The organism is Methylobacterium sp. 092160098-2 (assembly GCF_028920805.1).
Classification (GTDB): Bacteria; Pseudomonadota; Alphaproteobacteria; order Rhizobiales; family Beijerinckiaceae; genus Methylobacterium; species Methylobacterium fujisawaense.
The window spans coordinates 13737-26586 of the sequence record NZ_JAQPZJ010000001.1; the positions used below are offsets into that span (position 1 = coordinate 13737).

Genomic DNA, 12850 nt, shown 5'->3' on the forward strand with positions numbered 1-12850 from the left:
CACCTTGGCTCAGCGGCCGGACGGTGACATGCTCGGTCCCGCATTGACGGCGCGACGACCACGATGCGCTCGCTGAAGGTCCGCTTCGCCCTGTTGCTCGGGGGCACCGCCATCGTCGTGATGCTGGCGGCCGCGGCCGCGCTGGCGGCGATCGGGGCGGCGGAACGGACCGTCGACCGCACCCTCGAGGCCCAGCGTCGCCTGGAACTTCTGGCCGAGCTGTCGGGCCGCCTCACCCAGTTCGGCATGGCGGCCGTGGAGACCGTCGGCAATCCCGACGGCCAGCCTGAGGCGATGGCGATCGCCCGAGACAATGCCGACCGCGCCCTGACCACCGTGGATGAGGCGCTCGCCAAAAGCTTCCCGCCGAGCGACGACCCGGCCGACCGGATGCAGTACGCCGCCCGTACACGCCCCATGGCCCAGCTGCGCGCGGCCCGCGCCGTCCTGGACCGGCAGGTGTCGCTGATCAGCCGCCAGACCGATCCGGAGCGGCGCCAGGACGCGATCAAGGGGGCGCTCAACGGCTTCGGGGCCATGACCGGCCAGCCCCTGTCCTTCCTGATCGAGGCCGAACGGCGCAGCATGGCCCTCGGCTCCGAGCAGGCCCGGGCGCTGTCGGAGCGCCTGCGTCTGGCCGCCGCCGCCGCGGTGGCGGCGGCTCTCGTGCTGCTGGCGATCCTCTACCGCGGCGTCACCCGGCCGACCCTGGCGCGGATCGAGGAGGTCCGCCGGGCCGCGAGCGCCATCGGCCACGGCGCCCTCGACACCCGGCTCTCCGTCGCCACGCGCGACGAACTCGGACTGCTGATGACCAACGTCAACCGCATGGCCGCCCGCCTCGCCCGGCGGGAATCGCGGGTTGCGGCCGACCGCGCGGCGCTGGAGGATACCGTGGCGGCACGCACGGCCGATCTGCGGGCCGCCAACGCCCGCCTCGAAGCCGTCGACCAATCCCGGCGCCGCTTCTTCGCCGATGTCAGCCACGAGCTGCGCACCCCCCTCACGGTCATCCTGGGCGAGTGCGACCTCGCCCTGCGCGGCGCATCCCGGGGCGCCGACCCGAATCCGGTTTTCGCGACGATCAAGAAGCGGGCGCAGCGTCTCAAGCTAAGGGTCGAGGACCTGCTGCGGGTTGCGCGCTCGGAATCCGGCGAGATCGAGTTCGACAAGCGCCGTCTGGGACTCGCTCAGCTCCTCGCGGAGGCGGTGGACAACATGAGCTCCGAAGCGGCCCGCCGTCGCGTCGGCCTCGGCCTCGATCCCGGCACCCGGGACGTCGAGTGCCTCGCCGACCGCGAATGGATCCGCCAGACCGTCGAGAGCCTCGTGGACAACGCCCTGCGTCATGCCGCCGGCCTCACCCGCGTCGAGGTTGCCCTGGCGGCGGGCCCGGGACCCATCGGGCGGATCACCGTCACGGACGACGGTCCGGGCTTCAATGCATCCGAAGCCGACCTGTTCGAACGCTTCAGGCGTGGATCGGGGGCGGGTCCCGACGAGACCGGATTCGGCATCGGCCTCGCCCTGGCGCGCTGGATCGTCGAGCAGCATGGCGGCACGATTCGGCTCGGTGCCGGGCCCGACGGGCGCGGCGCCCGCGTGACCCTGGACATCCCGGCCCTCGATCCGGCATGGGATGCGGGGCCGGTCGACGGCGCGACCGGCGGGCAGGTGAAGGAGTCGGCCGCATGACGCGGATCCTGATCGTCGAGGACGACATCGACATCCGCGGCCTTCTGGCTCGGGGCCTGGAAGCCGAGGGATTTGAAGTCGGGACGGCAGCCTGCGTGGACGAGGCGCTCAAGGCCGCCCACGATCCGGCCCCCGGCGCCGTGCTCCTCGACATCAACCTCCCGGACGGGTCGGGGCACGACGTCTGCCGCTCCCTGCGGGAGGGCGGCTTTCCCGGGGCGATCCTGTTCCTCTCCGCCCGGGACGAGATTCGTGACCGGGCCGAAGGGCTGGCGCTCGGCGCCGACGACTACATCATCAAACCCTTCGAGTTCGACGAGCTGGTCGCCCGCCTGCGGACCCATCTGATGCGGCGCGAGCAGGCGGAGGCACCGCGGTCGCGCATCACCGTCGGCAAGCTGATGCTGGACCTCGAGACCCGGCAGGCCAGCTGCGGCGAGGCCAGCGCCCGCCTCACCCCCCGCGAGGCCGACCTGCTCGGCATGTTGATGGAGAACATCGGCAAGCCGGTCTCCCGAGCCGATATCTTCGACCGCCTCTGGGCCAGCCAGGGTGGCCTCTCGCTCAACGTGGTCGACGTCTATATCGGCTATCTGCGCTCGAAGATGGCCGATTTCGTCCGCTACGGCGGTCCCGGCCTGGTCACGGTGCGTGGCAAGGGATTCATGCTCGAACTGCGCGGTCCCGACTTTCGACAGTGAGCCACTGTACTTTAGTCGTAGGGCGGCGCGTTTCGTGATGGTTTCCGGGCGTTTAGGAAGTCTCTCACGAAAAATTTGGGAGGATCCGGCAACTTAGTGCTTGAAGCCCGCGCCTGAATCGTCGATACCTCTCCCGCGCCAGAAATGAGAGCGCCATCAGTGTCTTAGGGTCCTCTTAGGATCCGCGTGACGCTCGGTGAAGATATCGCCTGAGGAGAAACACCATGAAGTGGGCTGCCCCGATCGTGTCCGAGATCTGCGTCGGCATGGAAGTGACGAGCTACGAGTCGGCTGAGATCGACACCTTCAACTGAGTTTTACGGACCGGGGATCTCGGGAGCCGCACATGCGCGTCGTGATCCTCGGTTCTGCGGCTGGCGGCGGCCTTCCCCAGTGGAATTGCCGCTGCCCCATCTGTTCGCTGGCACGGTCCGAACCGGACCGGGTACGCCCCCGGACCCAGTCGAGTATCGCGGTCTCCGCCGACGGGTCTGATTGGCTGCTCATCAATGCCTCGCCGGACATCCGGCAACAGCTCTTCGACAATGCGCAGATGCACCCGCGCGAGGGCCTACGCCATTCGCCGATCAAGGCGGTACTGCTGACGAACGGGGATGTCGACCACGTTGCGGGTCTTCTGACCCTCCGCGAAGGCCAGCCCTACACGCTCTACGGCACCCGCGGCATCCTCGAATCGGTGAATGCCAACCGCGTGTTCGACGTGATGGCCGAGGGCGTGGTCGCCCGCCAGCCGATAGGGATGGATCAGCGTTTCGAGCCCCTGCCCGGCCTGTCGGTAACCCTCTTCCCCGTTCCCGGCAAGGTGCCGCTCTGGCTCGAGGACGAGACCCTGGAGATCGGCGCCGAGACCGAGACCACGGTTGGCGCATTGATCGAGGCTGGTGGCCGGCGCCTCGCCTACATCCCCGGCTGTGCCCGGGTGACGGACGGGCTGCGCGCCCGCATCGCCGGCGTGGACGCGCTGCTGTTCGACGGCACCGTCCTGCACGACGAAGACATGATCCGGGCGGGCGTCGGCACCAAGACCGGTTGGCGCATGGGCCATGTGCCGATGCGCGGTGAGAACGGCTCGATCGACGCCCTGGGTTCCGTCGAGATCGGGCGCCGCATCTTCGTGCACATCAACAACACCAATCCGGTCCTGGTCGAAGGCTCTCCGGAACGGGCGGATGTCGAGGCCGCCGGCTGGACCGTAGCCCATGACGGCCTGAGCCTGTCGCTTTGAGGCTGTGACGACAGTGGAGCGCACGTAGAATCCGGTCGACCCCTTCCGCATCCTCATCCTGAGGCGTCCGAGGAGGACTCCGTCGCGGCATCGCCGCGCCCCAGGCTGAGGTCGGGCCTTGAGTCTCCGTCGCATCGGGTGAGGTGCCTCGGCGACCGAGAGACCGGACGGGTTTCGTACGCGCCCTGTGTCGCAGGCGCTGACCGCGCGAATGGGGCACGCGTCCGGGTCATCCGGTTGGGCCTGGAAGCCGCCGGCACTATATTGTCGTTGAAGCACGGCATTCGCCCCGTTGCCGAGGGCGGAACGACCGCACAGGAAACGCGACCCGAGGACGGACGCCGGAAACGCCATGAACGCAGTCTTCCCGACCCCCGACACCGCCGACAGCCAGCGTCTCCTGAGCCCCGCGGAGCTGGAAGCCGCCCTGCGCGATATCGGCGCGCGCCGCTACCACAACCTGCATCCGTTCCACCGCCTGCTCCATGACGGCAAGCTGTCGAAGGATCAGGTCCGGGCCTGGGCCTTGAACCGCTACTACTACCAGGCGATGATTCCGGTGAAGGATGCCGCCGTTCTGGCGCGCATGACCGACGCGTCGCTGCGGCGGATCTGGCGCCAGCGCATCGTCGACCATGACGGCGACCACGAGGGTGACGGCGGTATCGAGCGGTGGCTGAAGCTCGCCGAGGGCGTGGGCTTCGACCGCGACTACGTCCTGTCGACCCGCGGCATTCTCTCGGCCACGAAGTTCTCGGTCGAGGCCTATGTGCACTTCGTCACCGAGAAGACGCTCCTGGAGGCGATCGCCTCGTCGCTGACCGAGATGTTCTCGCCGACGATCATCTCGGAGCGTGTCGCCGGGATGCTGAAGAACTATGACTTCATCACCAAGGAGACGCTGGCGTATTTCGACAAGCGTCTCACCCAGGCGCCGCGGGATGCCGATTTCGCCCTGGACTACGTCAAGCAGCACGCGACCACGCCGGAGCTGCAGCGGAAGGCCATGGCGGCGCTGACGTTCAAGTGCAACGTCCTCTGGACGCAACTCGACGCCCTGTACTTCGCCTATGTTTCCCCCGGGATGGTCCCCCCGGACGCGTGGCAACCGGGCGAGGGTCTCGTGGCCGAGGCGTCTCCGGCCCGGGTGGGCGGGAACCGGAAGATGGCGGCCGGCGACCGTCCGCGGCTGCCGCGCGGCGTCCGGCTGCGCAACGACGAAACCCGCGGCAAGTGGGTTCTGCTCGCCCCCGAGCGCACCTTCGATCTCGACGACAACGCCGTCGCGGTGCTCAAGCTCGTGGACGGCGCGCGCAGCGTCGCCGACATCGCGGACGAGCTCGGAAAGACGTACGCGGCCGAGCCGCGGGCCATTGAGGCCGACATCCTTGCGATGCTCGACGGCCTCGCGGAGAAACGGGTTCTTGAGCGATGAATGCGCTGACGCCGAACCGGCCCGATGCGCCGGCCCCGGTGGGTCTGCTCGCTGAGCTGACCCATCGCTGCCCGCTGCGCTGCCCCTATTGCTCGAATCCGCTGGAACTCGACCGCCGGTCGGGCGAGCTCGACACGCAGACGTGGCAGCGCGTGCTCGGGGAGGCCGCGGCCCTCGGCGTCCTGCACGTGCACCTGTCCGGCGGCGAGCCGACGGCACGCAACGACATCGTCGAGATCACCAAGACCTGCGCCGATCTCGGCCTCTACTCGAACCTGATCACCTCCGGCGTCGGCGGGGCGCTCGCGAAGCTCCAGGCGCTCTACGATGTCGGGCTCGACCACGTGCAGCTCTCGGTGCAGGGCGTCGACGCGCAGAATGCCGAGAAGATCGGCGGCCTCAAGAACGCCCAGCCGCAGAAGTTCGAGTTCGCCGCCAAGGTTGTCGAACTCGGCCTGCCCCTGACGCTGAATTCGGTGATTCACCGCGGCAACATCCACGAGGTGGCGGGCTTCATCGACCTCGCGGTGAAGATGGGCGCCAAGCGGCTCGAGGTGGCGCACACGCAGTATTACGGCTGGGCCTACGTCAACCGCGCGGCGCTGATGCCCGACAAGGCGCAGGTGGACGAGTCGATCCGGATCGTCGAGGCAGCCCGGGAGCGCCTGAAGGGCCAGCTCGTCATCGACCTCGTCGTGCCGGACTATTATGCGAAATATCCCAAGGCCTGCGCGGGCGGCTGGGGCCGCAAGCTGATGAACGTGACGCCCCAGGGCAAGGTCCTCCCCTGCCACGCGGCGGAGACGATCCCGGGGCTGGAATTCTGGAACGTCAACGATCACACGCTGGGCGAGATCTGGCGCGACTCGCCCGCCTTCACCGCCTATCGCGGCACCGACTGGATGAAGGAGCCCTGTCGCTCCTGCGACCGGCGCGAGAAGGACTGGGGCGGTTGCCGCTGTCAGGCCCTGGCCCTCGCCGGGGACGCGGCCGCCACCGATCCTGCCTGCTCGCTCTCCCCGCTCCACGCCAAGGTGCGGGCCCTTGCCGCGGAGGAAGCTGCGGAAAACCCGCCGGATTACATTTATCGGACGATCGGCAGCAACGTTCGGTCGCCGCTCAAGGAGGAAGTCCACTCGTGAGAGGTCTTGTCGTAAAGGGTCTTGCTACGACGTCCGTCGCGCTCGGGCTGGCCGTGCTGCCGGCCCTCGCCGAGGATGCGTCGAAGCCCGCCATCGTGACCCATGCCAACGCGGCCGCTGCGCCGTCCGCCGCGGATCTGCTGTTCGACCAGCCGCATATGAAGAATGCGGCGCCGGGGTCGACGCTGACCTATGATTATCTGCGCCGTTCGGGCATCGCGAAGGGGCCGTTCGGGGCACCGCTGGAAGACACGGTCCAGCTGAAGGTCGAGCCCGGAAAGAGCGCGGAAGGCCGGGATATCAGCGTCGTGATGTTCTCCGGGCTGAACCGGGTGCCGGCCGGCCCGTTCGAGGACATGGCGGGCAACCCGATCGTCTCCCTGTTCCTGGAGAACCACCTGCGCGGCTTGGCCAAGGTGCTGGAGGCCAATCCGCGCTACCTCAAGCTCGCCATCCGCAAGGGGCTGCGTGAGAAGGCGACCGTGACGCCGACGAAGGTGACGATCGGCGGTCGCGAAGTCGACGGCTGGCGCGTGGTAACGAAGCCCTTTCAGGGCGACTCCATGGCGCAGCGCATGCGCGGCCTGGACGACATGACCTATACCTTCGTCACTGCCCCGTCCGTGCCGGGTGAGATCGTCTCGATCGAGGCGTCGTCGAAGAGCGCGGATGGCGGTGAGCTGCTTGAGGAGAAGCTGAACTATGATCAGAAGGCTGGCTGAACGGGGCGCCCTGGCTGCCCTCGCCCTGACGCTGTCGGGCCTGGCCGGCTGGGCAGCCGAGGAGAACGATTACCCGACCGACGCGCGGGTCGATTACGTGTTCGGCTGCATGGCCGCCAACGGCCAGACGCGCGAGAGCCTGCAGAAATGCTCCTGCTCGCTCGACCAGCTCGCCGCGATCCTGCCGTACGACAAGTACGTCCAGGCGAGCACCATCCTGTCGATGCGGCAGGGCATCGGCAACCGGGCGAACGAGTTCAAGTCGACCAAGATCTTCGACGACAAGGTGGCGGACCTGCGCCGCGCCCAGGCCGAAGCCGAGATTCGCTGCTATCACGGCTGAGTTGCGAGGCGAGGCCGGCGTTGCGCCGGCCTCGCGATTCGCGCACACCGGCTCCCGAACCGCGCTCGTGAACGGGACCCGCACCGTGACACCCTCCTCCAGCCTGTCCGCTCTGCTGCCTGCTCTGGGCGGCCGCACGCTGGTCATGGGCATCCTCAACGTCACGCCCGATTCCTTCTCGGACGGTGGGTTGTTCGCCGGGGAGGCCGAAGCCGTGGCCCAGGCCGAGCGCCTCGTCGCGGAGGGCGCGGCGATACTCGACATCGGTGGGGAATCCACCCGGCCCGGTCACGTTCCGGTCCCGGCCGAGGAGGAGCAGGCGCGCGTCCTGCCGGTGATCCGGGCAATCGCGCCCCGTCTGCCGGTGCCGATCTCCATCGACACCTACAAGGCGTCCACGGCCCGCCTCGCGCTGGAGGCCGGTGCCCGGATCGTGAATGACGTCTGGGGGCTCCAGCGTGAGCCCGACATCGCCTCCGTGGCGGCGGCGCACGGCGCGCCCGTGATCATCATGCACAACCGGGAGACGATCGACCCGGATCTCGACATCGTGGCCGACATGCTCGCCTTCTTCGAGCGGTCCCTCACCATCGCCCATCGCGCCGGCCTCGCCGATTCCGAGATCGTGCTCGACCCGGGTGTCGGCTTCGGCAAGAGCTGGAACCAGCATCTCGAGGCGCTGCGGCGGCTGCCCGAGATCCGCGCCCTCGGGTTTCCGGTCCTGGTCGGTGTTTCCCGCAAGTCGCTTCTCGGACGCCTGCATGATCGCGAGACCCGGCCGGCGGACCGTCTAACCGGCTCCCTCGCGGCCCACGCCGTCGCGGCGACGCTCGGCGCCGACATCGTGCGCGTGCATGACGTTGCGGCGCATGTCGATGCGATGCGCGTCGTCGATGCCGTGATGCGGCCGGAGGCGCGCTGAGCATGGCCGGCGACCTGATCCGCGTCACCCGCATCGCGGTGTTCGGCCGACACGGCGTGCTGGCCGAAGAGGCCGTGCTGGGCCAGCGCTTCTACATTTCCCTCGAAGCGCAGCTCGACCTCGGCGCGGCGGGCCGCTCGGATGATGTGGCCGGCACGGTGAGCTACGCCGATCTCACCGCGGTGGCGGTCGCGATCGCCACCGAGCATCGATTCAACCTGATCGAAGCCCTGGCCGAAGCCATCGCCGCGGAGATCCTGGCGCGTTTCACGCTGATCGACGCCGTCACGGTCCGCGTCGACAAGCCGAGCGCTCCCGTTCCCGCCATTCTGGACAGTGTCAGCATCGAGATCATGCGTCGTCGCGGAGCCGGCCGATGAGGGCCTATCTCGGTATCGGCAGCAATGTCGGCGACATGGCCGCGATGCTCGACCGCGCGGTCGCGGGCCTCGCGGCGGATCCGGGTATCACCCTCGTCACGCGGTCCTCCGACTACCGCACGCCGCCCTGGGGCAAGACCGATCAGCCTTGGTTCCTCAACGGGGCCGTGGCGGTGGAAACGAATCTCGATCCGCACGGCCTGCTCGACGCCTGCCTCCGCGTGGAGCACGATCTCGGCCGGGTCCGCGAGGAGCGATGGGGGCCGCGGGTGATCGACATCGACGTCCTGGCCTACGAGGGCGCCGCCGTCGACGACGCGCGTCTCGTTCTGCCGCACCGCTATGTCCGTGAACGGGCCTTCGTGCTGGTGCCGTTGGCCGAGATCGCACCCGACCTCGTGATCGGCGGCGAGCGCGTGGTGGATGCCTTGGCGAAGCTCGACCGGACCGGCATCGCGCGCGTCTGAGCCGACCCGGCCGGGTCGCCGTCGAGCGGCGACCCGCAACGGTGCATCAGCGCTCGGCCGGCTCCGCGAGCTTGTTGTCATCCTCTTCGAGGAGCGGCACGTCGTAGGCGCGCAGGACCGCGTCGATATCGGCCTTACGCTTGCGCAGGACGGTGTTCAGCGAGCGCTTCCAATCGTTCTCGCCGATCCGCACGCCCATGGCGATCCGGTAGGCCATCGGCGGCCGCTCCGGCTCCTTGAGCAGGGGCACGACATTCATCGCAACGCCCGATTGCTTGGCGAGCCAGCCCGCCGCAGGCCCCCACAGCACGGCCGCGTCGATCTCCTTGGCGGCCAGCGCCGCGATGATCTCGGCGGCAACCGTCTGATGCTTGCGGGCCGGGTCGAGCTGATAGGGGGCGTAGGCCTTCATGGTCGAGACGAGGCCGAGATCTCCCATGCGGTTGACCGGCGGCGTCCCGGCGATCACGCCGATGCTCTTGCCTTTCAGGCGCGGATCGTCGAGGGCGGTCACGCCCTCGTACTCACCCTTGCGCGTGACCAGCGTATAGGCAGACCGATAATAGGGATTGGTGGTCTGGACGAGGTCGCTGCCGAAGGCCTGACCCATGATCAGATCGCAGAGGCCGGTCCCGAGCGTGTTGCGCACGAAGCCGGGACCCTGGGTCAGCCAGTAGTAGCGGACCTTGATCTTCAATTCGTCGGCGATGATCGCCGCGATCTTGTTCTCGAAGCCGTCCTCCTTGCGTTCGGAGAACGGCATGTTGCCCGGATCCCCGCAGACGCGCAGCACGTCCGTGGTCACCGTATCCGGCAGATGCTGGGCGATAGCCCCCTGCGCCCCGGTGAATGTCAGGGCGCAGAGGACGGCGATCCGGGCAAGAGACGACATCAGCCGCCCATGCATTCCTTCTCGGCCTTCTTGGCCGTGTCGGGCTTGTCCTCATGATCCGACGGACGGATACGCCCGATCGCCCCGGCGGCGCGCGCCTTGAGGTAGACGTACAGGTCGTCCGAGTAGCACATGACGTTCTTGTTGTCGCCGAAGGCCGGCATCACCTTCTGCTCGGCGGAGTTCACCTCCTGCTTGCCGCCCGCCAGGATGCCGATGAACTCCTCGTAGGAGAGGTGCTTCAGCGAATCCTTCAGCGCCGGCGCGTAGGTCGAACCCATGCCGTCCGGACCGTGGCAGACGTGGCACTCGGCGTGATAGCGGCGGTAGCCCGAGTAGGTGTACCAGTCGAGCATCTTGCCGTCCTGGGTCACGTGGAACGTCGGGTGGCCGTCGGCATCGAAATACTTGCCGTCCTCGACCTTCGTCGCAGCATCCTGCTTCAGCAGCTTGGGATCCTGCTCGGCGGTCTTGTCGTTCGCGTTCAAGGAATTGGCGAGCTTGGGGTCGGCGGGCTTGGCATCCTCAGCATGTACGGCAACCGTCGAGACGGTCGCTAGGGCGAGGGCGGCGATAACCGGCCGCGTTACGATCTTGCTGAGGTTGAGCAACGCATGTGTCTCCCTGGATCGAGGCTCTTCGTCTCCCTCGAGCCGCAGCCTCTTGCGAGAAAGTCTAATCACAAGGATGCCGGCGCGGGAACCCGCGCCGGCATCGTTTTTCACGTCTAACCCTGCGGCCGATTAGTTCGGCAGGGCGAAGACCGTCAGCTGGCCGCCGAGGTTGGTGTACTGCGACAGAGCCGCGTAGCCACCCACCGCGCCGAGGCCGGCGTTCGGGTCGGTCAGGCCGGCCGCGAGGCCGATGCCAGCCCAGCCGCCGACGCCCGACAGGACGCCCACGTACTGCTTGCCCTTGTGCTGGTAGGTCATCACGTTACCGATGATGCCCGACGGGGTCTTGAACTTGAACAGCTCCTTGCCGGTCTTGTCGTCGACCGCCTTCAGGTAGCCCTCAAGCGTGCCGTAGAACACGACGTCGCCAGCGGTGGCCAGAGCACCGGACCACACCGAGAACTGCTCGGGGTTGGACCACTTGATCTTGCCGTTGACGCCATCCCACGCGATGAAGTTGCCCATGCCGCCGTGCGAGTTCGGGGCCGGGTACATCGAGAGGGTCGCACCGACGTAGGGCTGGCCCGGGGTGTAGGTGACCCGGAACGGCTCGTAGTCCATGCAGACGTGGTTGGTAGGCACGTAGAACAGGTTGGTCTTCGGCGAGAAGGCCGCAGGCTGCTGATCCTTGGTGCCCAGCGCCGCCGGGCAGATGCCCTTGGAGTTGGTGTCCTCACCGTTCTGCTCGGTCGAGTACTTCGACACGACCAGCGGACGGCCGTAGTTCTTCGAGCCCTTGTCCATGTCGACCTTGGACGCCCAGTTGACGGCCGGGTCGAACTTCTCGGCGACGAGCAGGGCGCCGGTCTCGCGGTTCAGCGTGTAGCCGAAGCCGTTACGGTCGAAGTGGGTCAGGAGCGGCTGGTCCTTGCCGTCAACCTTCTGATCCGTGAGGATCATCTCGTTGATGCCGTCGTAGTCCCACTCGTCGTGCGGGGTCATCTGGTAGACCCACTTGGCCATGCCGGTATCCGGGTTACGCGCCCAGATGGTCATGGACCACTTGTTGTCGCCCGGACGCTGCTTGGGGTTCCAGGTCGAGGGGTTGCCCGAGCCGTAGTACATCAGGTCGAGCTTCGGGTCGTACGAGAACCAGCCCCAGGTGCAGCCGCCGCCGGTCTTCCACTGATCGCCTTCCCAGGTCTTCAGCGAGGAGTCCTTGCCGATCGGCTTGCCGAGCGACGTGGTCTTCTCCGGGTCCACGATCATCTGATCGTCCGGGCCCTCGGAGTAGCCGCGCCACACCTTCTTGCCGGTCTTCAGGTCGTAGGCGGTGACGTGGCACTGCACGCCGAACTCGCCGCCGGAGATGCCGACGATGACCTTGTCCTTCACGGGCAGAACCGTGGCGGTGTTGGTCTCGCCCTTCTTCGGATCGCCGTTCACGACCGACCAGTTGACCTTGCCGGTCTTGGCGTCGAGCGACACGAGGGTGGTGTCGGCCTGGTGCAGGAGGATGGCGCCGTCGGCGTAGGCCAGGCCACGGTTGACCGTGTCACAGCACATGACCGGGATCACGGACGGATCCTGCTTCGGCTCGTACTTCCAGATGATCTTCGCCTCGTGGTCGAGGTCGAGGGCGTACACGATGTTCGGGAACGGCGTGTGCACGTACATGATGTTGCCGACGACGAGCGGCGAGCCCTCGTGGCCGCGCAGAACGCCGGTCGAGAACGTCCAGGCGACCTGGAGATCCTTGACGTTCTTGGCGTTGATCTGGTCGAGCTTCGAATAACGCGTATTCGCGTAATCAACCGTCTGAAGAACCTGTTCCGCCGGGTTGGCGATGCCCTTCATGACGCTTTCATTGGCCAGCGCCGGCGCGGCGACGGCCGCGACACCTGCGCCGAGCGCAAGGAGATGTACCGCTCTCATGGGTTCCTCCGACAAGTCTTGAGAGTATTTGCGACGCGCAGCGATAACGGCGTCACGCGGACTCCGACCTGACTGTTTGCGACAGGGATGGACGCCTCGGTAGCGGGCATAGTGGACTTCGAGGAGATCTACTGATCCCCTAGCCAGGAACCGCCATCCCTGAGGCGGCTCCCTCGAAACCGAGGCTTGAACGGACCTTAAGAGATTTTTGAGCGCCGTCAACTCGCCGTTCGAGGGCTGTGGTCACACGGTGAAAGCTTCTCTTCGCATGACAAAGGCACGGGCGATGTCATGCGTTTGCGAAAAGAAATGCTGCGATGCACAAGAAGCTTGCCGTTCTTTGAGGCAGAACTGAC

At 67.3% G+C, this 12850-nt stretch carries 14 protein-coding genes; 11 read left to right on the forward strand and 3 right to left on the reverse strand.

Features of this window, described 5'->3' with window-relative positions:
• Window positions 1-63 precede the first annotated feature (63 nt).
• The 11 genes from PQI07_RS00075 to folK all read left to right on the forward strand — a co-directional run bounded on the left by PQI07_RS00075 (window position 64) and on the right by folK (window position 9053).
• Window positions 64-1695 carry a sensor histidine kinase gene (locus PQI07_RS00075; RefSeq protein WP_274925765.1) on the forward strand — a complete coding sequence of 544 codons (1632 nt, stop codon included), beginning with the start codon at window positions 64-66 and terminating at the stop codon, window positions 1693-1695.
• Window positions 1692-2396, forward strand: coding sequence for a response regulator transcription factor (locus PQI07_RS00080; RefSeq protein WP_043357098.1), 705 nt, complete (start codon window positions 1692-1694; stop codon window positions 2394-2396). Before PQI07_RS00075 ends, PQI07_RS00080 begins: the two co-directional genes overlap by 4 nt.
• A gap of 224 nt (window positions 2397-2620) precedes the next feature.
• Complete coding sequence (gene pqqA, locus PQI07_RS00085; protein ID WP_012317526.1) at window positions 2621-2710, forward strand: pyrroloquinoline quinone precursor peptide PqqA; 90 nt, start codon at window positions 2621-2623, stop codon at window positions 2708-2710.
• 32 nt (window positions 2711-2742) lie between these two features.
• Window positions 2743-3642 (forward strand): pyrroloquinoline quinone biosynthesis protein PqqB, encoded by a 900-nt coding sequence (gene pqqB / locus PQI07_RS00090; RefSeq protein ID WP_274925766.1) that lies wholly within the window; start codon window positions 2743-2745, stop codon window positions 3640-3642.
• Between the two features lie 352 nt (window positions 3643-3994).
• Window positions 3995-5077, forward strand: a complete 1083-nt coding sequence (pqqC, locus tag PQI07_RS00095) for a pyrroloquinoline-quinone synthase PqqC (RefSeq protein ID WP_274925767.1) — start codon at window positions 3995-3997, stop codon at window positions 5075-5077.
• A complete protein-coding gene (gene pqqE, locus PQI07_RS00100; RefSeq protein ID WP_053608688.1) occupies window positions 5074-6219 on the forward strand; it encodes a pyrroloquinoline quinone biosynthesis protein PqqE in 1146 nt (381 codons plus the stop codon). The genes pqqC and pqqE overlap by 4 nt, the downstream gene beginning before the upstream one ends.
• Window positions 6216-6941 carry a hypothetical protein gene (locus PQI07_RS00105; RefSeq protein WP_274925768.1) on the forward strand — a complete coding sequence of 242 codons (726 nt, stop codon included), beginning with the start codon at window positions 6216-6218 and terminating at the stop codon, window positions 6939-6941. Before pqqE ends, PQI07_RS00105 begins: the two co-directional genes overlap by 4 nt.
• Window positions 6922-7284 (forward strand): hypothetical protein, encoded by a 363-nt coding sequence (locus tag PQI07_RS00110; protein WP_043383718.1) that lies wholly within the window; start codon window positions 6922-6924, stop codon window positions 7282-7284. Before PQI07_RS00105 ends, PQI07_RS00110 begins: the two co-directional genes overlap by 20 nt.
• 85 nt (window positions 7285-7369) lie before the next feature.
• On the forward strand, window positions 7370-8206 hold the full coding sequence (folP, locus tag PQI07_RS00115; RefSeq protein ID WP_075381835.1) for a dihydropteroate synthase: 837 nt from the start codon (window positions 7370-7372) through the stop codon (window positions 8204-8206).
• 2 nt (window positions 8207-8208) lie between these two features.
• Window positions 8209-8586: a dihydroneopterin aldolase gene (gene folB, locus PQI07_RS00120; RefSeq protein WP_043383712.1), complete on the forward strand. Its 378-nt coding sequence runs from the start codon at window positions 8209-8211 to the stop codon at window positions 8584-8586.
• Window positions 8583-9053, forward strand: coding sequence for a 2-amino-4-hydroxy-6-hydroxymethyldihydropteridine diphosphokinase (folK, locus tag PQI07_RS00125; protein WP_075379594.1), 471 nt, complete (start codon window positions 8583-8585; stop codon window positions 9051-9053). The genes folB and folK overlap by 4 nt, the downstream gene beginning before the upstream one ends.
• A 46-nt stretch (window positions 9054-9099) precedes the next feature.
• Here the strand turns inward: folK and xoxJ are convergent, their stop codons facing one another.
• From xoxJ to xoxF1, 3 genes are all read right to left on the reverse strand, one after another.
• On the reverse strand, window positions 9100-9960 hold the full coding sequence (gene xoxJ / locus PQI07_RS00130) for a rare earth element methanol dehydrogenase accessory protein XoxJ (RefSeq protein ID WP_446720931.1): 861 nt from the start codon (window positions 9958-9960) through the stop codon (window positions 9100-9102).
• Complete coding sequence (locus tag PQI07_RS00135) at window positions 9945-10556, reverse strand: c-type cytochrome, methanol metabolism-related (protein ID WP_043383711.1); 612 nt, start codon at window positions 10554-10556, stop codon at window positions 9945-9947. Before PQI07_RS00135 ends, xoxJ begins: the two co-directional genes overlap by 16 nt.
• A gap of 132 nt (window positions 10557-10688) precedes the next feature.
• Window positions 10689-12494 carry a lanthanide-dependent methanol dehydrogenase XoxF1 gene (xoxF1, locus tag PQI07_RS00140; protein ID WP_043356691.1) on the reverse strand — a complete coding sequence of 602 codons (1806 nt, stop codon included), beginning with the start codon at window positions 12492-12494 and terminating at the stop codon, window positions 10689-10691.
• Between the last annotated feature and the right edge of the window lie 356 nt (window positions 12495-12850).